The sequence below is a fragment of the Archangium violaceum Cb vi76 genome (assembly GCF_000733295.1).
Classification (GTDB): Bacteria; Myxococcota; Myxococcia; order Myxococcales; family Myxococcaceae; genus Archangium; species Archangium violaceum.
The window spans coordinates 1-20,840 of sequence record NZ_JPMI01000079.1; the positions used below are offsets into that span (position 1 = coordinate 1).

Annotated in this window: 15 protein-coding genes; 9 read left to right on the forward strand and 6 right to left on the reverse strand. The window is 70.7% G+C overall.

What is annotated here, in order from left to right:
• The first annotated feature begins 882 nt into the window (after window positions 1-882).
• Both priA and Q664_RS12535 read left to right on the forward strand, forming a co-directional pair.
• Complete coding sequence (gene priA, locus Q664_RS12530; RefSeq protein WP_043394039.1) at window positions 883-3,126, forward strand: replication restart helicase PriA; 2,244 nt, start codon at window positions 883-885, stop codon at window positions 3,124-3,126.
• Window positions 3,127-3,143: 17 nt separating this feature from the next.
• The gene (locus Q664_RS12535; RefSeq protein ID WP_043394041.1) at window positions 3,144-7,688 is read left to right on the forward strand and encodes a response regulator; all 4,545 of its coding nucleotides are present in this window, start codon (window positions 3,144-3,146) and stop codon (window positions 7,686-7,688) included.
• A 30-nt stretch (window positions 7,689-7,718) separates the two neighbouring features.
• Here the strand turns inward: Q664_RS12535 and Q664_RS12540 are convergent, their stop codons facing one another.
• Window positions 7,719-8,459 carry a hypothetical protein gene (locus tag Q664_RS12540; RefSeq protein WP_043394043.1) on the reverse strand — a complete coding sequence of 247 codons (741 nt, stop codon included), beginning with the start codon at window positions 8,457-8,459 and terminating at the stop codon, window positions 7,719-7,721.
• Between the two features lie 228 nt (window positions 8,460-8,687).
• Between Q664_RS12540 and def the strand changes: the two genes are divergently transcribed.
• On the forward strand, window positions 8,688-9,209 hold the full coding sequence (gene def, locus Q664_RS12545; protein ID WP_043394045.1) for a peptide deformylase: 522 nt from the start codon (window positions 8,688-8,690) through the stop codon (window positions 9,207-9,209).
• On the opposite strand, the gene nth is transcribed toward def, so the two are convergent.
• Entirely contained in the window at window positions 9,175-9,843 is a 669-nt protein-coding gene (gene nth / locus Q664_RS12550; RefSeq protein WP_052518044.1) for an endonuclease III, read from the reverse strand. The two genes, def and nth, sit on opposite strands and share 35 nt — an antisense overlap.
• Window positions 9,844-10,037: 194 nt before the next feature.
• Between nth and Q664_RS12555 the strand changes: the two genes are divergently transcribed.
• Window positions 10,038-11,072, forward strand: coding sequence for a M23 family metallopeptidase (locus tag Q664_RS12555; RefSeq protein ID WP_084609810.1), 1,035 nt, complete (start codon window positions 10,038-10,040; stop codon window positions 11,070-11,072).
• 30 nt (window positions 11,073-11,102) lie between these two features.
• Here the strand turns inward: Q664_RS12555 and Q664_RS12560 are convergent, their stop codons facing one another.
• Complete coding sequence (locus Q664_RS12560; protein WP_043394050.1) at window positions 11,103-11,372, reverse strand: HU family DNA-binding protein; 270 nt, start codon at window positions 11,370-11,372, stop codon at window positions 11,103-11,105.
• 330 nt (window positions 11,373-11,702) lie between these two features.
• Here Q664_RS12560 and Q664_RS57645 point away from each other — a divergent pair, with 330 nt between their 5' ends.
• Window positions 11,703-13,145: a right-handed parallel beta-helix repeat-containing protein gene (locus Q664_RS57645; protein WP_052518018.1), complete on the forward strand. Its 1,443-nt coding sequence runs from the start codon at window positions 11,703-11,705 to the stop codon at window positions 13,143-13,145.
• Here the strand turns inward: Q664_RS57645 and Q664_RS12570 are convergent.
• The gene (locus Q664_RS12570; RefSeq protein ID WP_052518019.1) at window positions 13,091-14,236 is read right to left on the reverse strand and encodes an alpha/beta fold hydrolase; all 1,146 of its coding nucleotides are present in this window, start codon (window positions 14,234-14,236) and stop codon (window positions 13,091-13,093) included. The two genes, Q664_RS57645 and Q664_RS12570, sit on opposite strands and share 55 nt — an antisense overlap.
• Before the next feature lie 102 nt (window positions 14,237-14,338).
• Here Q664_RS12570 and pssA point away from each other — a divergent pair, with 102 nt between their 5' ends.
• The 4 genes from pssA to Q664_RS12590 are packed head-to-tail and all read left to right on the forward strand — an operon-like array spanning window position 14,339 to window position 18,549.
• Entirely contained in the window at window positions 14,339-15,181 is an 843-nt protein-coding gene (gene pssA, locus Q664_RS12575; protein WP_043394052.1) for a CDP-diacylglycerol--serine O-phosphatidyltransferase, read from the forward strand.
• Window positions 15,182-15,237: 56 nt separating this feature from the next.
• Complete coding sequence (locus Q664_RS12580; protein ID WP_043394054.1) at window positions 15,238-16,503, forward strand: CinA family nicotinamide mononucleotide deamidase-related protein; 1,266 nt, start codon at window positions 15,238-15,240, stop codon at window positions 16,501-16,503.
• On the forward strand, window positions 16,500-17,972 hold the full coding sequence (locus Q664_RS12585; RefSeq protein ID WP_043394056.1) for a hypothetical protein: 1,473 nt from the start codon (window positions 16,500-16,502) through the stop codon (window positions 17,970-17,972). The genes Q664_RS12580 and Q664_RS12585 overlap by 4 nt, the downstream gene beginning before the upstream one ends.
• Window positions 17,973-18,024: 52 nt before the next feature.
• Window positions 18,025-18,549: a DUF1285 domain-containing protein gene (locus tag Q664_RS12590; RefSeq protein WP_043394058.1), complete on the forward strand. Its 525-nt coding sequence runs from the start codon at window positions 18,025-18,027 to the stop codon at window positions 18,547-18,549.
• 218 nt (window positions 18,550-18,767) lie between these two features.
• Here the strand turns inward: Q664_RS12590 and recA are convergent, their stop codons facing one another.
• Together recA and Q664_RS12600 are read right to left on the reverse strand one after the other, a co-directional pair.
• Window positions 18,768-19,817, reverse strand: coding sequence for a recombinase RecA (recA, locus tag Q664_RS12595; RefSeq protein ID WP_043394060.1), 1,050 nt, complete (start codon window positions 19,815-19,817; stop codon window positions 18,768-18,770).
• A 203-nt stretch (window positions 19,818-20,020) separates the two neighbouring features.
• Window positions 20,021-20,815: a lysophospholipid acyltransferase family protein gene (locus Q664_RS12600; RefSeq protein WP_052518020.1), complete on the reverse strand. Its 795-nt coding sequence runs from the start codon at window positions 20,813-20,815 to the stop codon at window positions 20,021-20,023.
• Window positions 20,816-20,840: the final 25 nt, after the last annotated feature.

Below are 20,840 nucleotides of genomic sequence, written 5' to 3' on the forward strand. Positions count from 1 at the left end.
TGCTCCCTTGCGGAAAGAGAGTGATGATTCTTGCTGGTCACTACAACCCCCGAAGTGCAGAAATAATTTCCTCCGGAAACGCCACTTCGCTCTAGGCGCGACGGAACTATGGGTTGTCTCCTTGCTTATGTATCAGTCGGTCGTACGTGCTCGGCCAGGCTACTCCCGAAAATGGTATATGGCACGGTGTTTCACGCACGTCAACGGCAGCGCAGGCTGCGTGGCAAACTTAAACTGCAATACGGCTCAATAGGCCTTGATCATAAGAGGGCTGAGGGCTGCGAACGAAGGCACGCCGCTTATGATTTGGCTCTGTCGATTGGTTTCATCGGTATTGCTGCGGTGAGGGAAGGCCGGAATGCCGCCTTCCTTGGAGGGCTGTCGAGTTCAGCACCGAGGCGATTGGAGGAATGTGTGCGCCACCGATCCGTACGTCATCAACACCCATGGGTATTGTCCCCCTCTGGTGTGAGTGCATGTGACACTGCTCTTCGAGTCCGGGTCGCCGGCAGTGCCAGGGAGGGCCGCAGATACAGGTTCTTCACGGCCACGCCCTCATTGATGGTGTCCGTGGTTGCTTTTGGGGTGATGACCCGAAGGTCTCCCTCCAAGAGGCTCGAGAGGGTAGTTTGGAGGGCGAGGACAGCAGTATCCAAGTGGTGAGCAGGAGGCGGTGAATCATGGATGTGCTCCTTATCGTCTTGCAATCAGGGGGCGGCGGAGCACGGCACTCGTCGTCACCTGAGGAGCGGGTGATTTCGCGGCCGAAGTCTCCAGCACCCACAGTGCGGCCCGGACAGCGCACCCGTGCGCCCACTGTGGTCACTCCGGCCAGAAACTACCGGTGTCAGGGCACGCCGCTACAGTGGTTCACAGGTCGCCGTGAACTCCTCGAACCTCGCCTCCGTCGCAGTCGGCCGTCCCGTCCGGGGCGAGTTCACCTATGTCGTCCCCGAGGGGCTCACGGGGCGGCTGTCTCCGGGCCAGCGCATCCTCGTGCCTTTCGGCCGCAGCATGTCGCTCGGCTTCTTCCTCGGGCCCGCCACGCCTCCTCCCGAGGCCGAGAGCGTCAAGCTCAAGCCCATCATGAAGGTGTTGGAGGACTCGCCCTCCCTCCCGCCGGACCTCATCTCGCTCCTGCGCTTCGCCGCCGAGCACTACCGCTACCCGCTCGGCGAGGTCATCAAGAGCGCGCTTCCCCCCGGGCTCACCAAGGCCGAGATGGAGAAGGAGGCGAAGCCTGACGTGCAGGAGTTCGCCGTGGCGCTCGTTACCGAGGCGCCCGCCGCCCTCCGCCGTGCTCCCGCCCAATCCGCCGCGCTGGCCTATCTCCTCGCGGTGGGTGGCCGCGCTCCCCTGGAGGAAGTGGCCCACGCCATCCCCGGTGCCCGTGAGACGCTCCGCAAGCTGGTGGAGCGCGGCCTCGTCCGCATCGACGAGGAGGTCATCGCCCCCGGGGTGAAGGAGGGGCTCGGCCAGGGCCGTCCCGCGCAGCTCACCCCCGAGCAGGACGCGGCGGTGAAGGAGCTCCACACGGCCGTCGACACGGGCGGCTTCCAGCCCTTCCTCCTCCACGGAGTCACCGGCAGTGGCAAGACCGAGGTGTACCTGCGCGCCGTGGAGCGCGCGCTCGAGCACGGCAAGGGCAGCCTCGTGCTGGTGCCGGAGATCGCCCTCACGCCGCAGCTCGTGGGCCGCTTCCGCAGCCGCTTCGGCGCGGACGTGGCCGTGTTGCACTCGGGCCTCAAGGACCGCGAGCGCCTCTTCCACTGGCAGGCCCTTCGCAAGGGCACGGTGCGCATCGCCGTCGGGGTGCGCTCGGCGGTGTTCGCTCCCGTGGAGAACCTCGGCCTCGTGGTGGTGGACGAGGAGCATGACCCCTCCTTCAAGCAGGAGGACAAGCTGCGCTACCAGGCGCGCGACCTCGCCGTGGTGCGCGCCAAGCAGGCCGGGGCGGTGGTGGTGCTCGGCTCGGCCACGCCCTCGCTGGAGACGCTGGAGAACACCCGCCGCGGCCGCTACCGCAAGCTGGAGCTCAAGAACCGCGTGGATGACCGGCCCATGCCCTCCATCGCTCTGGTGGACCTGCGCCAGGAGCGTCCCCGCGAGCCACTCGTCCAGGAGGAGGCGCCCATCCTCTCGGCGCCGCTGCTCGACGCCATGGCGGAGACGATCGCCAAGGGCCAGCAGGTCATCCTCTTCCTCAACCGCCGCGGCCACAGCACCTTCCTCATCTGCGAGGTGTGCGGCACCTCGGTGAAGTGCTCCGAGTGCGACGTGTGCCTCACCTATCACCGCTCGCAGAACCGGGTGGTGTGTCACTACTGCGGCGTGGCCCACCCGGTTCCGGACCATTGCCGCGAGTGCACCGGGCCGCTGCTCAAGATGGGCGTCGGCACCGAGCGCGTGGAGGCGGAGGTCGCCGAGCGGATTCCCCAGGCGCGCGTGGCCCGGCTGGACCGGGACTCGGCCACCAGTGCCGAGCGCCTCACGGAGATGCTCGCCTCCTTCGCGCGCCGGGAGATCGACGTGCTGGTGGGCACGCAGATGGTGGCCAAGGGGCACGACTTCCCCGGGGTGACGCTGGTGTGCGTGGTGATGGCGGACACCTCGCTGGCCATCCCCGACTTCCGCGCCGCCGAGCGCACCTTCCACCTCCTCACCCAGGTGGCGGGCCGGGCCGGGCGTGGGAAGGACCCGGGGCGGGTGCTCGTGCAGACCTACAACCCCGAGGCGGACCCGGTGAAGCGCATGCTCGTCCATGACTTCGACGGCTTCGCCCAGCGGGAGCTGGAGCGGCGCAAGGTGCTCGCCTGGCCGCCCTACACCCGCATGGCGGCGGTGCGGCTCGAGGGCGAGAGCGCCGAGCAGACGGCCAGCGTGGCCCGGCAGCTCGGCGACTTCCTCTCCCGGCGGATGCCTCCGGCCTCGTGGGGGGTGCGCCTGCTGGGGCCCGCCCTGGCCCCCATCTCCCGGATTCGCGGCCGCACCCGGTGGCAGTTGCTCCTCAAGGCCCCCTCCCACGCGGCCCTCGCCCCGCTGCTCGCCCGCCTGGAGGCGAAGCTGGTCGACATTCCTTCTTCCGTGCGTGTCACGATCGACGTGGATCCCGCGGCCATGCTGTAGACTCGCCCGCGATTCCAATGGCCGAATCGGTCCTCCTCGTCCACGACGACATCGCCACCATCGCCACCGTGCGCCGTCTGCTCGCACGCGAGGGCTATGAGGTCATCCTCGCCACCTCCGTGGCGGATGCCCTCATCGCCTTTGGCCACCACCTGCCCGCGCTCATGATCCTGGCGCCCGGCATGGAGGGCGGGCGCGGCTCCCTCGTCCTGGATGAGCTCGGCCAGCATCCGGACATGCGGCTCGCCCGCGTGCTGCTGCTCGGCGAGTCCGTCCCCGGCAGTGCCGCGCCGGTGGCGCCGCTGCCCCTGGATGGCTCCGGTTTCGTGGAGCAGGTGGCCACGGTCATCGTGTCGCCCGCGGGCCCGGAGGCCTGGTTCGCGGTGAAGGACGACGTGGTGGAGCCGGTGGCACCCGCGCCCGCGCCGTCCGGGCCGCCGGGACTCGTCCACAGGTCCGCCGGGCCCGGCCGCAACGCCGCGCTGGAGCACGCGCTCTTCGATGACCTGCCGAGGGCGGACGCACCGCGGCGGTCCCAGTCCTCGCTCGATGCCGAGGATCTCTTCTCGCAGACGGAGCAGGCGGTGGTGGCGCCCGTTCCGGCGCTCACGCCCGCGGAGGCTCCGGCTCCGAGGGCCCCGGTGGTGACCGAGCCGGACCCTGGCACCGAGGCGGAGTCCCTCTTCGGTGCGACGGAGCAGGCGGTGACCGGGTCTGTCCAGGTGCCGCTGCAGGCGCCCCCGGGCCCCAACGAGGACGAGCTGCGGCGCATGGAGGAAGACGTGCGCCGCGAGGCCGCCGCCCGGCGCCGGATGAAGCAGGAGGACTCCTCGCTGCCTGAGTCGTCTTCGGCGGGGCTCTTCGCGCGGACTCCGGCGATGGGCTCGGCGATTCCCATCATCACGGCTCCGACTCCGGTCGAGCTGGGGCCCGTGCCGGTGAAGGCGCCGGAGCCGGTGGTGCCCCTGGCCTCGCTGCCTTCGCTGCCGCCGGTGAAGGTCGTGGACGTGGAGGCGGAGGCCCGCGCGGAGGCCGAGCGGCTCGCCCAGCAGGAGATTGAAGCGGCGCTGGCGCGTGAGCGGGCGGCGTCGGGCGCGCAGGAGGAGAGTCCTTCCGCCGAGACGCAGAAGAAGGTGGGGCCGAAGCTCGGGGAGGAGGGGTTCTTCGATGTTCCGAAGACGCCCATGTCCGTGCGGCCCCTGGATGGCTCGGAGCTGGAGCCCGTGCCAGAGGATGCGCCCCTGCCGTCGGAGGGTGATGCACCCGAGGGGTGGGAGGAACCGCACCAGGAGAGCGTGGGCGCGGACTGGTTCGGCTCCGAATCCGCCGGGGCGCCGCGTGTCGAGCCGGTGAAGGCCGGGCCCGCGAAGGCGGAGCCGGTGGACGCCGGAGCCGTGAAGGCCGAGCCGGTCTCGGAGGCGGCACCGGGAGAGGAGCAGGAGGACGGGGAGGGAGGCCAGCCCGCGCCGAAGAAGTCGCTGGAGACCACGTCGAAGTTCCCGCTGCGGCCGGTGCCCGGGGCGGCGGACGCGCCGGATGTGACGTCGCTGTCGGCGGATGACGCGGTGGCGGTGCTGGAAGTGCGCCTGATGCGGGCGGAGCGCCGGCTCTCCCAGGTGCTGTCCGAGCGGGATGGCGCGTTGGCGCGACGGCGCGAGGCGGAGAGCAGGAGCGAGGAGCTCGAGGCGGAGGTGGCACGGCTGCGCGCCTCGCTGGAGACGCGGCCGGAGGTGCCGGACGCGCGGCTGGAATCCCTCGAGACCTCGCTGCGTGCCGAGGTGGAGCGGCTGAAGCAGGAAGCGTCGGCGCGGGAGGAGTCGTTGCGTGCCGAGGCCGAGGCCTGGCGGACGCGGCTCGAGGCGCTGACGGAGGAGCGGGGGCAGGAGTCCTCGCTGCGGCTGGAGGCGGAGCGGCAGCTGGAGGCGGCGCGAGCGCGGGAAGCGGAGCTCGAGCAGGCGCGCACGGCCGAGGCGCGGCGCCGCCAGGAGATGGAGGCCGAGGCGGCCGCGGCGCGCGAGCGCGAGGCCGAGCTGCAACCGCGGCGCGAGGAGGAGCGCTCCCAACTGGGCCAGCGAATCCAGGCCCTCGAGCAGCAGGTCGCCGAGTGGCGGGAGAAGGCCGAGGAGCAGGAGCGGCTGCGGGCTGGGGCGGAGCAGCGCGCCACGTCCGAGGCGGAGGCCCGGGCGCGGGTGGAGGCGCGGCTCGAGGCGGAGAAGGCGGCGCGGGCGGAGGTGGAGGAGCGGGCCCAGGCGGAGACGAAGTCCCGCGAGCAGTGGGAAGGCCGGGCGCACGGGGAGGCGAAGGCGCGCAAGGAGGTGACGGCGCGCGGTGAGAAGGAGGCGAAGGCCCGGGCGGACGCGGAGGCGAGGGCCGAGGCGGAGCTCCAGTCCCGCACGCGGGCCGAGTCCCGTCTGGCGGCCGAGTCCCAGGCGAGGGTGGCGGCCGAGGAGCGGCTCGCCGACGCGGAGAAGGCCCTGGCCGAGGCGGAGGCGCGGGTCACCGCCGAGAAGAAGGCTCGGGCCGAGGTGGAGGCCCGTGCGCGCACCAGCGCGGATTCGCGTGTGCAGTCGGAGATGAAAGCCCGCACCGAGGCGGAGTCGCGCGCCGAGGCGGCGGAGAAGGCGCGGTCCGAGGCGGAGGCGAGAGCCGAGGCGGAGGGGCGGGCCCGGGCCAAGGCGGAGCTGAGCGCCGAGGCGATGGAGAAGGCCCGTGCGCGGGCGGAGGCGCGTGCCGTCAAGGCGGAGCAGGAGCGTTCCGAGGCGCTCGCCCGGGCCGAGGAGCAGGAGCGGGCGCTGGCCGACGCGGAGACGCGGGCCGAGACGGCGGAGCGGCTGCGCGTCGAGCTGGAGGCCCGAGCCGAGCGCGCGGAGAAGGCGCGGAGCACGTCGGACGGGTACGCCGGGGAGCAGGAGCGGGCGAGGGCCGAGGCGGAGGAGCGTGCCGAGGCGGCGGAGCGGCTGCGCGCCGAGGCCGAGGCCCGAGCCGAGCGCGCGGAGAAGGCGCGTGCCGCCGCGCAGGCGAAGGCCGCGGAGGAGAAGCAGGCCCGCGCCGAGGCGGAGGAGCGTGCCGGGGAAGCGGAGCGGGCGCGCACCGAATCGGAATCCCGTGCCGAGGCGGAGTCCCAGGCGCGCGAGGAATGGGCGCGGGTGCGCTCGGAGCTGGAGTCGCGGCTGGCGGGCCTCGAGGAGACGGTGGCCCAGCATGCGGCGCGAGTCCGCGAGGCGCGGGCGGAGGCGGAGCGGCTCACGCAGACGCTGGCCCAGGAGCGGGAGGAGCGCGAGTTCCTCGCCCACGAGGTGGAGCGGCTCGAGGCGACGCGGGCCCAGGCGCAGGCGGAGACGGTCGAGCGTCTGGCGCGCGCCGAGCAGGCCCGTCGCGAGGCCGAGGAGAAGGCGTTGCGCGAGGCCGAGCAGACCGTTGCCCGGGTGCGCGCGGAGGCGGACGCGGCGCTCGCCAAGGCCCGTGCCGAGGCCGAGGAGCTGGCGGCCCGGGCCCGTGCGGCGATCGTCTCCATCCAGGTGCCCGGCAGGTTCGAGGTGGACATTCCCCGCTCGGGCAGTGTCAACGCGGAGGGGCTCGCGAGGCTCGTCACCCGTCTCCAGGAGGCGCGCGCCCAGGTCCGCCTCGAGCTCAAGGTGGCGGGAGCCCTGCGCATCCTCTGGTTGAAGGATGGGGCGCTGGTGGGCGCCATCTCCTCGGCGCCGGACGAGTCGCTCGTCGACCGGGCGCGGGCGGATGGGCTCATCGACGCGCGCCAGGAGAACGAGCTGCGCCTGGTGCGCAGCGCCTCCACGGGGACGCTGCTCGACGCCATGCGGAGCCGGGGCTACCTGCGCGAGAACGAGTTCGTCCCGTTGGTGCAGCGCTACACCGAGCAGGTGGCCCTGGACGCGCTCTCCGAGCCCTCCTCGCTGTACCGGCTCACCGAGGAGCTGCCGCCGCACGAGGTGGCGCTCGCCGCCTCCACCCGGCCGTTGCTGCACCTGCTGGCCGAGTCCCTGCGCAACGGGGTCTCCAGCGATTCCCTCGTGGAGGCCGCCGGGGGACTGCGCGCCGTGGTCGTCCGCGGCGAGCCCGAGCCCACGCCGGAGGCCTTCGGGCTCTCCTCGCGCGAGCTGCGGCTCCTCGAGGACATCGACGGCGAGCAGACCCTCGAGCAGTTGCTGCTGGGCGCGGGCATGCCGCAGGACACCGCGCTCAAGGCGCTCGCCGTGGCACGGGCCCTGGGTCTCATCACCCTGCGCCCCGCCTCCAAGCCCTCGGGCTCGGAGCAGGACGCACCGGGCGAGCTGGACGTGCGCCGGCTCGAGTCCAAGTTCGAGGAGATCCAGGAGGCGGACTACTTCACCGTGCTCGGGCTCTCGCGCTCGGCGGGCAGCGAGGAGGTGAAGCGCGCCTACGAGCTGCTCACCACCGAGTTCCACCCGCTGCGCTTCGCGGGGCACCCGGATCCCGCGCTCCAGCACCGCGCCCAGCAGATCTCCACCGCCCTGGCCGAGGCGGCGCGGGCGCTCGCGGATGACCGGCTGCGCGAGGAGTACGCGCGAAGCCTGCTGGACTGAGCGGGGCGGCCGCGTGCCGCCAGGCCCGTCCTACTTGGGCGAGACCTTGAAGGGATTGGACCTGGCGACGAGGGTGGAGCCTACGCGCACGGTGAGCACGATGTTGCCGCCCTGCTTGTCGAGGACGACCTGCTCCTGCCGCACGCCCTTGCTGAAGGAGCTGCTCAGGTTCGGTTGGACGCGCCCCTTGTTGGTGGACAGCTGCACCTGCCCCTCGAAGAGGGCCGCGTCCGGGCCCTCGACCCGCAGGGTGATGATGAACGGGACGTCGCGGACCTGATCCGGGATGGGCTCGATGAGAACACCGGTGACGCGCAGCTCCTGGTCTCCACCGCCGTTTCCCGTGCCCGGCTCGGTGCCGGGGTCCCCTGGGCCACCGTCCCGGGGGGGCTCCATCTCTGGAGGCAGTGGGAGCACCGTGAGACCTTCTTCGCTGACGGAGCCGCTTCCGTTCGCCAGCTCCAGCCGGACATCCTGCGGCCCGGCGGACAGGCTCCCGGGCAGGGTGGCCAGCAGCGTCCCATCCTGCTCCACGTGGGTGATGGGCGCCGCCTGCCCGCCAATCAGCAGGGTGGGCGTCACCAGGGTGGCCGTCTGCTTGCCGTAGTCCACCTTCACCGGCAGCGGCCCATCCAGCTTGACCGCGACCGTCGTGGCCTCACCGCTCACCACCTCCTCGGGCTCGATGGAGATGATGTTCGGCGCCGGCGACGTGTAGGGCTCGCATGCGCACAGCACCAGGGTCGACAGCAGTGCGATCTTCCGGAGCACGGCGAATCCCTCCTGTGCTGTTCTCGCGGGGAATTCAGACTGGAATCAGTGTGCCTCGACGCTCGCCCGGTGGAAAGCGGCCCCGAGGCTTTCTCGGCACACACTCTCAGTAGCAGTTATTTTACTGGAAGTTTGAAGTCCTGGTGCTGGAAAGAGCGAGCTGTCGGGCAGCGGACGAGCCGCGCTGGCCGGTTGCCCGTCCGTTGTCAGGGAGTTAAGACGGGCGCCATGGTTCGCGAAATCCTCATCTGGCCCGATCCCATCCTGAAGCAGAAAGCCAGGCCGGTGGCCCGGGTGGACGACTCCATCCGCACCCTGGTCAAGGACATGTTCGAGACCATGTACGCCGCCGATGGCGTGGGGCTCGCCGCGCCGCAGGTGGGCATCCTGCAGCGGGTCATCGTCCTGGACAGCCGGCCGCGCCAGCCCGAGTCCCAGCCGCTGGCGATGATCAACCCGGAGATCATCGCGCTGGAGGGGAAGATGACCTACACCGAGGGCTGCCTGTCCATCCCCGGCGAGGCCGAGGACGTGGACCGCGCCGCGGTGGTGACGGTGAAGTACCTGGACCCCGAGGGCCGTGAGCAGACGCTGACGTGCGACGGGCTGCTGGCCATCGCGGTGCAGCACGAGACGGACCACCTCAATGGCACCGTCTTCGTGGACCACGTCTCCACGCTCAAGCGCGAGCTCATCCGCAAGCGGATGAAGCGCGTCAAGGCGTCTCGCGAGGACCGGCCGTCGGTCTGAGGCGCACGCCCTTCTTCGGGCAGAGGTGAGCCACCGCGCAGCGCTCGCACGCGGGCGCCCGGGCCAGGCAGGTCCTCCGCCCGTGCCAGACCAGGAGCTGGTGGCCCTTGGCCCACCGCTCCGGTGGTAGCAGAGCCTGCATGTCCAGCTCCACCTTGTCCGGGTCCTCGTGGCGGGAGAAGCCCAGCCTGTAGGCCAGCCGCTTCACGTGCGTGTCCACCGGGAAGGCATCGTCGCCGCCGAGGTGGATGCACACCACGCCCGCCGTCTTGCGGCCCACGCCGGGTAGCTCCTCCAGCAGGGCTCGCGAGCGGGGCACCTCGCCGCCATGCTCGTCCACCAGCGCCTGGGCCGCCGCGATGATGTTCTTCGCCTTGGCGCGGTACAGGCCGCACGTCTGGATGTAGGGCTCCAGCTCCTCCACCGTGGCCCGGGCGTACGAGTACGGATCCGGGAAGCGCTGGAAGAGCGCGGGGGTGACCATGTTCACCCGCTTGTCCGTGCACTGGGCGGAGAGGATGACCGCCACCAGCAGCTCCATGGGGGTGCGATAGTCCAGCTCGATGCGCACGTCCGGCATGGACTCCTCCAGCCGGTCCAGCACGTCCACCGCCCGCTTCCGCTTCGACTCCATCGACTCGCGCGACACGGGGTGCTCTATGGCAAAACCGACCTCGGACGTAAAGCAGTTTCCACTACCTCTCAGGACGGTTCATCTGACCTCTCCGGGCCGGGGACATCCCTGGAGTGTCTCCCGTGAGACGCCCGGCTGGGGGGTTCGGACGCTGGCTGGCTGATCGCCAGAAGGTTGATACACTCAGCGTCGCCTTGCGTCGTCCTGCCGCCCTCATGCTGCTCATCCTGTCGGCGTGTGCCGTTCCTCGCGCCCGGCAGAAGATGAGCTTCGACGAGCTTTACTCCCAGGAGACCGCGCCCTCCCAGGTGGACGCGGGAGCGGGGGCCGTGTCCCCGGGGGGCACGTCCAAGCGCATGCCCCAGGCGAGGCGGAAGGGCTCGTTGGTGGATGCCCCGGTGTCCCAGGAGCTGCGGGACGCCCTGGCCACCTTCGCCACGCAGGCTCGCGCCACGCGGTCGCGGATGCAGCGGGGCAGCCCCATGCCGGACGCCCAGGTGCTCAACTGGCGGGAGATGAACCTCACCCTGGACGCCTTCCTGAGCCAGTCCGCGCGCAAGACGTCCTCGCTGGACGTGGTGCGCGCCCGGGTGACGCTGGAGGCCGAGCTGGAGGAGGACGCGCGCACCTACGGGGACATGCCCGCGGACCTGGCCGACGCCGTGCTCGCCCGGATGGATCAACTCGCGGTGCGCATGGCCGAGCTGCGCCTGTTGCAGCTCAAGCCCTCGAAGAAGCCCCTCCGGTTCATCTGGCCGGTGGACCCGGTCGTCATCACCAGTGTCTTCGGCAGCCGGGTGCACCCCATCACTGGCCGGGAGAGGGATCACCTGGGCCTGGATCTCGCGGCGAAGCGGGGCCAGCTCGTCTCGGCCGCGGCGAAGGGCGTGGTGGTGCGAGCGGGGTGGAACGGCTCGCACGGCAACCAGGTCATCCTCCAGCACGATGGGAACGTCACCACCCGGTACAGCCACCTGTCGCGCGTGCTGGTGACGCCCGGCGAGGTGCTCGAGGAGGGGGACGTGGTGGGCGCGGCCGGCAAGACGGGCCTGGCCACCGGCGTGCACCTGCACTTCGAGCTGTGGCGGGGGGGAGAGGCAGTGGATCCGCTCGACGAGCTGGGCCCCACGGAGTCCGGCGAGGAGCCTTCCTTCGCGCGGCGCGAGACGGCGCCGGTCGAGGTCTCCCAACGTGAAGGGCGCCGTCCTCTCGGACGACGCCCCCAGTGAGGTCGGAGCGCGCTCGCGGGCTCCGGTGGACTACAGCGAGTTCTTCAGCTCCTTGGCGGGCCGGAAGCCGATCGTCTTCGAGGCCTTGAGCTTCATCATCTCGTTGGTCTGCGGGTTGCGGATCTTCCGCGCCTTGCGGGAGCGGACCGACCAGGTGCCGAAGCCGGGGTAGCTGAAGCGCTGGTCCTTCTTCACCGCCTTGCCGATGTTGGCGAAGACGATGTCGAGAATCTCGGCCGCCGACTTCTTCGTCAGCCGCGACTGCGCCGCCACCGCCTCCACGAGCTCTGCCTTGGTCATCCGCGCTCTCTCCGTCTCCGTCAGCGTTGAAATTCGAAAGTCCGAGGTTGGTAACAAATCGCTCTTTTGTCTGTCAATGCTGACAACCATTGCGAGGCCGGTAGATCGGCCTCCGCGTGATCCGCGAGGAATTTGACGGCTCGCCGGGCTCCTCTAGAGAGGAGAAGCCGTCCCGCGCCCCTCTGGAGACGAGCGCCGTGGGTCTCATGACCCACGAGGTGTGGATGTGATCGATTGAGAGGGTTTTTCTTTGTCATTTCGATCATTTGCGCGACGCCTTCTGATCCAGACGGGCATGGAAGGCCGGCAGGTAATAGTGTGTGCGATCGAATGCTCCGCTGCCTGCTGATGATCTGCTGCCTGACGTTTCCGGCCTGCCGTGCAACCGCCGGGATGATCGCCCCCGTCTCGCCCGCCGGACCCACCGAGGTGTGGGTCGACGGGGTCTGGCGCGAGGCCGGGGACGGGTCGCGGGCGCGGCCCTTCACCTCCCTTCACGAGGTGCTGGCACGGGGCCTGGGCGGGGGTACTCCCGTCCGGGTGCATCTGGCGCCGGGTCGCTACGCGGGGCCCTTCGTCCTGCCCGCCGGGGTGGAGCTCATGGGGGCAGGGGAGGGCTCGGTGCTGCACGGGGCGGGGACGGAGCCGGTGATCCGGGCACTGGAAGGGGTCCGCTCGAAGGACCTGGTGATCGAGGGCGGAACCTGGGGCCTGGAGGCGGCGGGTGCGGTGAGGCTGGAGGCGGTGCGCTTCCGGGGGCAGGGCCAGGGAGGGGTGCGGATGGAGTCGGGGCAGCTCACGGTGGAGGGAGGCGGCCTCGAGGCGGAGGGGACGGGGGCGGTGGGGGTGCTGCTGGGGGCGGGCGCGCGCGCGGAGGTGCGCGAGGCCACGTTCACGGGCTCCTTCCGGCGGGGTATGGAGGCGAGGAACGCGGAGGCGGAGCTGGAGTCGGTGCGTTTCCGGGGGCCCCAGACGGCGCTCTACCAGGAGGCGGGGCGGGTGCGGCTGCGGCACGTGTCGGTGGAGGGGGGACGCGAGGTGGGCCTCTTCGTCCAGCGGGGCACGCTGCGGCTCGAGGACGTCACCGTCACCGGACACGAGTATGGGCTCCAGTCCATGAAGGCCACGCTGGAGGGGCGGGGCTTCACCTCGGTGCGGGCGCTCCGGGCGGGTGTGGCGCTCGTGGGCTCCCAGGTGGAACTGGAGGACACGGTGGTGCTGGGCAGTGGTCCCTTTGGAGGGGTGTCGCTGGTGGCCTCGGAGACGGTGCTGCGCGGCCTCCGGGTGGATGGGGCGGAGGAGTACGGCGTCATGGCCACGCGCGGGCGGCTCCGGCTGGAGCGGGCGGTCCTCACCCGGCTGACGACGCGAGATGGGGAGTCGGGGGACGGGCTGCACCTGCGAGACACCCAGGTGGAGGTGGAGGGCCTCGTGGTGCGTCAGGCCTCGGGCGTGGGCGTATTGGCGGCGCAGGGCGCCCAGGTGGTGCTGCGCGAGGCCTCGCTGGAGTCATGCCAGGAGGCCGGGGTATGGGCGGAGACCCTGGGCCAGGTGACGGCCGTGGGCCTGGAGGTGCGAGGCTCCCGTGGGCCCGCGCTGGTCGCCATGGTGGACGGAGTGCTGCGGGTGGACGCGCTCACGGCGAGGGACAACGCCGCGGGGCTCGTGATGGCCGATTGTGAGGGCTCCACCGGGGTGACGCTGGGCCGCGTGACGGGTCAGGGCAGGGAGACGGGGCCCCGGCTGGCCTGTGTGGCGAGCGTCTCTCCCTGAGCCAGGGGCGTGGCGTGGGCCACCAGCCAGTCGCGGATCTCCGGGTGGACCTCGATGGGAGCGCCCGTGCCGAAGAGCAGATCTCCATGCCCGTAGTTCATCTTGTCGCCGCGCTCGCAGCCGAAGACGTGGAGCTTCTTGTCCGATGAGCCCACCAGCTCGAACTGCGCGCGCAGGTTCTTCGGCGAGGCGAGCCGGTCCATGCTCCCGCCCATCACCATCACCGGCAGCGAGAGCCTGGCGAGCCCCGCGCGCCAGTCCACGCTCCCGTCGAAGGAGCGGAAGGCGTCGTGGTCGATCCAATCCCGGAACTGCCGCAGCACGTTGCGGCTCATCGACGCCATCATGTTCGCGTAGACCTTGCGCTGGGTGGGCGGGGGGATGTGCCTCGGGTTGATGATGACGTCGGACAGGGGCAGGGTGACGTAGCCGAGGAAGGGCGCCATCGAGCGGCTCAGCCACTCGTTGCGGAAGCCGCGCGGCCACGAGGCCCGGCTGCCCACGTGGCTGAGCCGGCGGATGAGCGGATCCGGCGGGAAGAAGACCGGAGCGCCCAGGGCGAGCAGTCCCGCGAGCTTCTCTTCCGCGGGCCCCTGCGCCACCGCGTAGCCCACGAGTGCTCCCAGCGAGTGGCCCACCCAGAGGGCGCGCCGGGCCCCCGTCTGGGCGAGGGCCAGCTCGATGAGGGCGGGCCCGTCCTGGGCGACGAAGTCATCCACCGTGACGTCGGGCCAGCGGCGGCCCGGGGGCGAGGGGCGCGAGTGGCCGATGCCGCGCCACTCCACGCTGAAGCAGTCGAAGCCGGCCTCGGACAGGGCGTGGGCGAGGGAATAGGGCGGCTCGAAGTCGAAGGTGCACCGGTTGGCGGCGAGCCCGTGGCACAGCAACACCGGCTCCTCGAAGCGCCGGTGGGCGGCGCGGCGCACGTGGACAGTCAACTCCCACCCATCCTGGCAGCGGACCTTCAACCGCTCGGGCTCGGACGTGCGCAGGCGGTACCACCGGCGAACGGCGAGCACCCACAGACCGTTGATACCCAACAGGGTGACTACGGCGAGCAATACCCAGGATGTCCAACGCACCGCGTCCATCGGCCCTCCGCGAAGACCGGGCAAATAAAACCCTGATATGATTCGTTCTCCCCCGGCTTTCACCGGAACGGCCAGTGGCCAACACATGGAGTCAGGAGAACGATGAGACCCCACAAGTTGATGTTCGTCCTGCCCAACCTGTTCACGGTCTCCTCCATCCTCTGTGGCTTCTACGCCATGATCCTCTGCGCGGGGCAGCCGGGCCCGGCGCAGTTCAATCAGGCGGCCCTGTCCATCCTCTTCGCCATGTTCTTCGACGGGTTCGACGGCCGTGTCGCCCGCCTGACGAAGACGCAGAGCGACTTCGGGATGCAGCTCGACAGCCTGGCGGACGTCATCTCGTTTGGCGCCGCGCCTGCCCTGTTGGTCTACAAGTGGGCACTCGAGCCCCTGGGTTTCCTGGGAATGTTCCTCTCCTTCGCCTTCGCGGCCTGTGGGGCGCTGCGGCTCGCGCGCTTCAACGTGCTGGCCATGCGCAGCCCCCAGGGCGGTGGCGGGAGCTTCTTCGTGGGCCTGCCCATCCCGCTGGCCGCCGGCGTGCTCGTGTCGATGATCATCGCCCACCATGCCGCCACGGCGGGTGAGGTGCTCGAGGACTCGGCCCGGGGCCCCGTGGCGGTGGCGGCGACGCTGCTGGCGCTGCTGATGGTGTCCACCGTTCGCTACCGGACCTTCAAGGATCTGCGGCTGTCGCGCCGTTCGGCCTTCGTCCTGATGCTGGTGCTCGCCAGTGGCGTGGTCATCGGCACCCACTTCCACCCGGCCTACGTGCTGGTGGCCTACTCGTTCGCCTACCTCGCCTTCGGTCTCGTGGAGTCCGCCTTCCTGGTGCGCAACCGGCTCGTGGCCCGGAAGATGGGGCGGGGCGCCGTTGCCGCGGCCGTCCTCGAGGAGGACGACGACGAGCTGGACGACGAGGACGAGGACGACGGGAAGGTGGCGTAGGCGCGCCCGTATCTGCGCGTGCCGGAGACGGCGGGTGCGGCTAGGATGCGCCGCCCATGCGCGTCGAGCTGCTGTGCACCGGTGACGAGCTCGTCACCGGACTGACCACCGATACCAACAGCCCGTACCTGGAGGCGCGGCTCTTCGAGCTGGGCCTCAAGGTCACGCGGGTGGTGCTGGTGGGGGACGTTCGTGAGGACATCACCGGGGCCTTGAAGGAGGCCGCCCACCGGGCGGACGTGGTCATCGTCTCGGGAGGGCTGGGTCCCACCGCGGATGACTTCACCGCCGAGTGCGCCGCCGCGGCCGCGGGTGTGCCGCTCGTCGAGGACGCGCGGACGCTCCAGTTCCTGCGCGAGCGGGCCAGGAAGCAGGGCCGGGAGCTGCTGCCCAACGTGGCGCGCATGGCGCTGGTGCCCCAGGGTTCGGAGGTGGTGCTCAACCCGGTGGGAGCCGCGCCCCTGTTCATCGTGAGGATGGGCGGCTGCCGGCTCTTCTTCCTGCCGGGCGTGCCGCGCGAGTACCGGGCGCTGGTGGACGGCGAGGTGTTGCCGCGCGTGCGCGAGGAGCTGGAGAAGCGGCCGGGGCGCACGTACCGGGCCTTCCGCCTGCTGCGCACGGTGGGCCTCCCCGAGTCCGTGCTGGACGCGCGTGTGACCCCGCTGGCGGCGGCGCACCCGCGGGTGGTGTTCGGCTTCCGCACGCACGCGCCGGAGAACCAGCTCAAGCTGATGGCGGAGGCCCCCTCGCGGGCCGAGGCCGATGCCGCCCTGGCCGCCGCCGAGAAGGCCGCTCGCCAGGAGCTGGGCCTGGCGGTGTACGGCGCGGACGGGGACACCTATCCCGTCGTGCTGGCGAAGCTGCTGACGGAGGCGAAGGCCACGCTGTCGCTCGCGGAGAGCTGCACGGGAGGCCTCATCGCGGCGCAGCTCACCGGGGTGTCCGGTGCGAGCAACTTCCTGCTGGGTGGAGCGGTCGTCTACACCGAGCCGATGAAGACGGCCTGGGCCGGGGTACCGCCCGAGCTGCTGGCCACGTACGGCGCGGTGTCGAGGCCGGTGGCGGTGGCCATGGCCGAGGGCATCCGGGCCGCGTGCGGGACGACCCATGGCCTGTCGGTGACGGGCTTCGCGGGCCCGACGGGGGGCACCCCCGAGGATCCGGTGGGCACCGTCTACTGTGCGCTCGCCACGGAGGGGGCTCCCACCCGCTGTGAGCGTTTCTCCATTGCTGGTGATCGGGACCTCGTGCGCCTGTTCGCCGCCTCGTACGCGCTCGAGCTGCTGCGTGAGCGCCTGTTGACCCCTTCTTCCGCCCCATGAGCCGCTCCAAGTCCAAGCGTCCCAAGCAGTCCTCCGCGCCGGCGCCCGAGTCCGCGCCGTCCGCCGCATCGGCCAGCGAGCCCCGGCCGGCCCCACCGGAGTCCACCACCCCCGAGCGGCCCGTGGAGCCCTCCGTGTCCACGGGAGCGTCAGGTGGAGTCGCGGGAGCCGCGTTGAGGATCTGGCTCTCGGCGTACCGGGTGGAGGTGGTGCTCTTCCTGGTGAGCTTCGTGGTGTTGGCCAGCTTCAGCTCGCAGCGTTTCCTGCGGCAGAGCGAGGCGCCGCACTTCGTGTACCAGTCGAAGGCGTGGCTGGAGGGGAGGCTGGACCTGGACCCCGAGGTGCTGCCCAACCTGGAGGACTGGGCGTGCGTGCGGGAGGTGGCGGGGGAGAAGGTCCGGTGCGAGGGCCGGGTGAGGCCGGGGGACCGCTGGTTCGTGAGCTTCCCGTCGTTCCCCGCGGTGGTGATGCTGCCCTTCGTGGCGCTGCACGGCTACCAGTTCAACGACACCTCGTTCGGGGTCATCGTCGGGGCGCTGGCGGTGGCGCTCTTCTACTCGCTGCTGCGCTTCCTCGCGAAGGAGGGAGAGACGTCGAGGGACCGTACGGAGAACATCGGCCTGGCGCTGACATTGGCCTTCGGCACGCTCTTCTTCTACGCGGCCATCCGGGGCGAGGTGTGGTTCAGCGCGGAAGTGATGGGCGTGGTCTTCACGTGCCTCTACGTGCGCAACGCGGTGCGGGCCCACCGCCCGGTGCTCGCGGGACTGTTCTTCTCCATGGCCACGCTCACCCGCACGCCGCTGCTGTTCTCCGGGCTCTTCTTCGTGCTGGAGGCGCTGTGCCCGGGACCGGACCGGCTCGGGCAGCTCAAGGCACTGGGCGAGCACTGGAAGCCGGTGGTGCGCAAGCTGGGCCTGTTCGCGCTCGGGGCCGCGCCGCTCGCGCTGCTGGCGGCGGCCTACAACGTCTACCGCTTCGGCAGCCCGGGCGAGTTCGGCCACGCGTTCCTCTACAACAACCGCGTCAACGTGGACATCGACCGCTGGGGCCTGTTCGATCCGGTCTACCTGTCGCGCAACCTGGAGGCGGCCTTCTTCAAGTTGCCGAAGGTCTCTTTCAATCCGCTGCGGCTGGGCTACGACCCGCATGGCCTGTCGCTGCTGCTGACGTTGCCGCTGCTCGTCTTCCTGGTGGTGCCGAAGCTGAGGCCGCGCCTGCACTGGCCGCTGTGGCTCACCGTGGCCGTGACGGCGCTGCCCGGGCTCTTCTACCAGAACACCGGGTACATGCAGTTCGGCTTCCGGTTCAGCATCGATTACACGCCCTACCTGCTGTTGCTCTTCGCCATCGGTGGCTGGTCCCTGCGAAATCGCGCGGTGCAGGCCGTGGTGGTGCTCGGCGTGCTGGTGAATTTCTGGGGCGCGGTGGCCTTCCGTGGCTACACCGAGCTTGTCCGGAACTGGTAGGGCCGGGCACGTGGGCTTGACCGGCCGCCCTCGGGCGAGCAGATAACGAGACGTGACTCAACCGCCCTCAGGACCCACACCTCCCTCGGGACCGCCGCCCCCGGGCAAGCGCTGGCACACCCGCGAGGACAGCGGCATCCGGCTCGATGCGCGGCTGCGCTGGTGGCACGACGACGAGCCCATCGAGCACCCGCGCATCATCGAGCTCTTCAACAGCTCGCTGGTGCTCGACGAGCAGGGCCGCTACCAGCTCCAGATTGGCCAGGACTGGTGCTTCATCCAGGTGGAGGACGCCGCCTACGAGGTGCGCACCGTGGATGTCACCCCGGACGAGCGCGTGTCCGTGCGCCTGAGCGATCGCACTGCCGAGGCGCTCGAGCCAGACACCCTCGGCGTGGACTCCGAGGGCGTCCTCACCTGCCGGGTCAAACGCGGCCGGGCGAAGGCGCGCTTCTCCCGGGATGCCCAGTACCAGCTCGGCGAGCTGATGGAGCAGGGCGAGGACGGCCGCCTGTATCTGCGTGCCGGCCAGCGCCGCCTCGCGGTGCCCGTGTCGCTCGAGTCCCTGGGCGCCTGAACTCCATCAGCAAAGTGAGCGAAGATATCCCCTCTCCCCTCGGGAGAGGGTCAGGGTGAGGGTTCCCGAGCCCGTTCTTCAACCCGTGACCCATATTGGGGACAGGGGGTTCAACCCGGGATGCGTGGCACCCTCACCCCGTCCCTCTCCCGGAGGGCGAGGGGAGAGGGTCACGGTCAGCGCATGGAGCGCTCCTTCGTGGACTGCCCTGAAGGGGCTCAGGCCATCGCCGCGGGGGCTTCCATTTCGGCGGCGGCCGGGTTCGGCGTGGGGACGGGGAGGGTCATCCCCACCACGTCACGGGCGAGCGCCTCCATGGCCTCGGGGTGCTCGCGCAGCCACTCCGAGGCCCGCTCCCGGCCTTGGCCGATGCGCTCGCCGCGCAGGCTGAAGTGGCTGCCGGCCTTGTCCACCAGTCCCGCCTGCACTCCCAGGTCGAGCACCTCGCCCGGGCGGTTGATGCCCACGCCGTACAGCAGATCGAACTCGGTCTCCTGGAAGGGCGGGGCCACCTTGTTCTTCACCACCTTCACCTTCGCCCGCGTGCCCACCACGCTCTCGCCGTCCTTGAGGTTGCTCGTGCGGCGGATCTCCATGCGCACCGAGGAGTAGAACTTCAGCGCGTTGCCGCCCGTGGTCGTCTCCGGGTTGCCGAACACCACGCCGATCTTCATGCGGATCTGATTGATGAAGATGATGCAGCACCCGGTGCGGCTCACCGCGCCCGTCAGCTTGCGCAGCGCCTGGCTCATCAGCCGCGCCTGCACGCCCATGTGCGCGTCGCCCATCTCGCCCTCGATCTCCGCGCGCGGCACCAGCGCCGCCACCGAGTCCACCACGATGAGGTCCACCGCCCCCGAGCGCACGAGCTGCTCGGTGATCTCCAGTGCCTGCTCACCGGTGTCCGGCTGGGAGATGAGCAGCTCCTCCACGCGAACGCCGAGCTTGCGCGCGTAGTTGACGTCCAGCGCGTGCTCCGCGTCGATGAAGGCCGCCACGCCGCCCTGCGCCTGCACCTGGGCAATCGCGTGCAGGGTGAGCGTCGTCTTGCCCGAGGACTCGTTGCCGAACAGTTCCACCACGCGCCCACGCGGGTAGCCGCCCACCCCGAGCGCCCGGTCCAGTCCCACCGAGCCCGTGGGGATGACCGCCACCCGCTGCTCGCGCACCTCGCCGCCCAGGGGCATCACCGCGCCCTTGCCGAACTGCTTCTCGATCGCCGCCACCGCCGCCGCCACCGCCTTCAGCTTCTCCGTCAGCTTGTTCATGTCGCTCCTCGCCGCCCTTGTTGAGTGGGGCTTCGCCTCGGAGCCGGAATGGCCCGGGCGTGCCGCGAGGAGCATGAGCAACAGCCGTGCCGTGCTTCGCTCACTCGGAGCGCGTGGCGCGGAGGGGTCTCATCTGGCGCGAAGGGTCCCGCACGGTGGAACGGTGGGGTTCACGGGGGAGGAGGCGCGCTGGGGAAAGGCGCTCAGGCGGGCGTCTCGGAGAGGCCATCGTCGCTTCCGGCCGTGAGCGCGTCCTGGGGCACGCCGCCCTCACCGCCGATGTCCCGGTGGAGCTGGATGATGATGTCCCGCACCTCGTTCATGAGGGCCTCGCGCTGGGGTCCCTTGCGTCCCGCGGTGGCGATGGGCTGGCCCACCTTCACGCGGATGGAGTGGCGCCGCAGCCGGATGCTGCCTCGGGGGAGCATTCCGCGCGTGCCCTCGATGGCCATCGGGATGATGGGCACTCCGGCTTCCACGGCCAGCGCGAACGAGCCCTTCTTGAAGGGGAGGATGCGCCCGTCCATCGAGCGGGTGCCCTCGGGGAAGGCGAGGATGTTGGAGCCGGCGCGGATGCGCTCGCCCGCCTGCTTGAGGCTGCGCATGGCCTCACGCCGGTTGGAGCGGTTGAGGAAGATCATCCCCGTGCCCGCCATGAACCAGCCGAGGAAGGGAATCCACTTGAGCACGTGCTTGGCGATGAAGCGGATGTTCACGGGAATCACCGCGAAGGCCACGGGGATGTCGAAGGCGGACTGGTGATTCATCAGGAAGATGTGGGGCTTGCTCCAGTCGACGTCCGGCAGGGGCTCCACGAGCAGGGGCGAGCCGGTGATGTGCCAGTGCATGGGGGCCCAGAAACGCCGCGCCATCATCAGGGGCACCTCGCCGTTGAGGGTGAGGATCGCCGCCAGCCCGGACACGGTAATCCAGAACACCAGCCACAGGACGAGGAAGACGGCCTGGAAGAGTGCGATGAGGGGTGACAGGAGCTTCATCACCCGGCCTTCTAGCTCGCCCAAT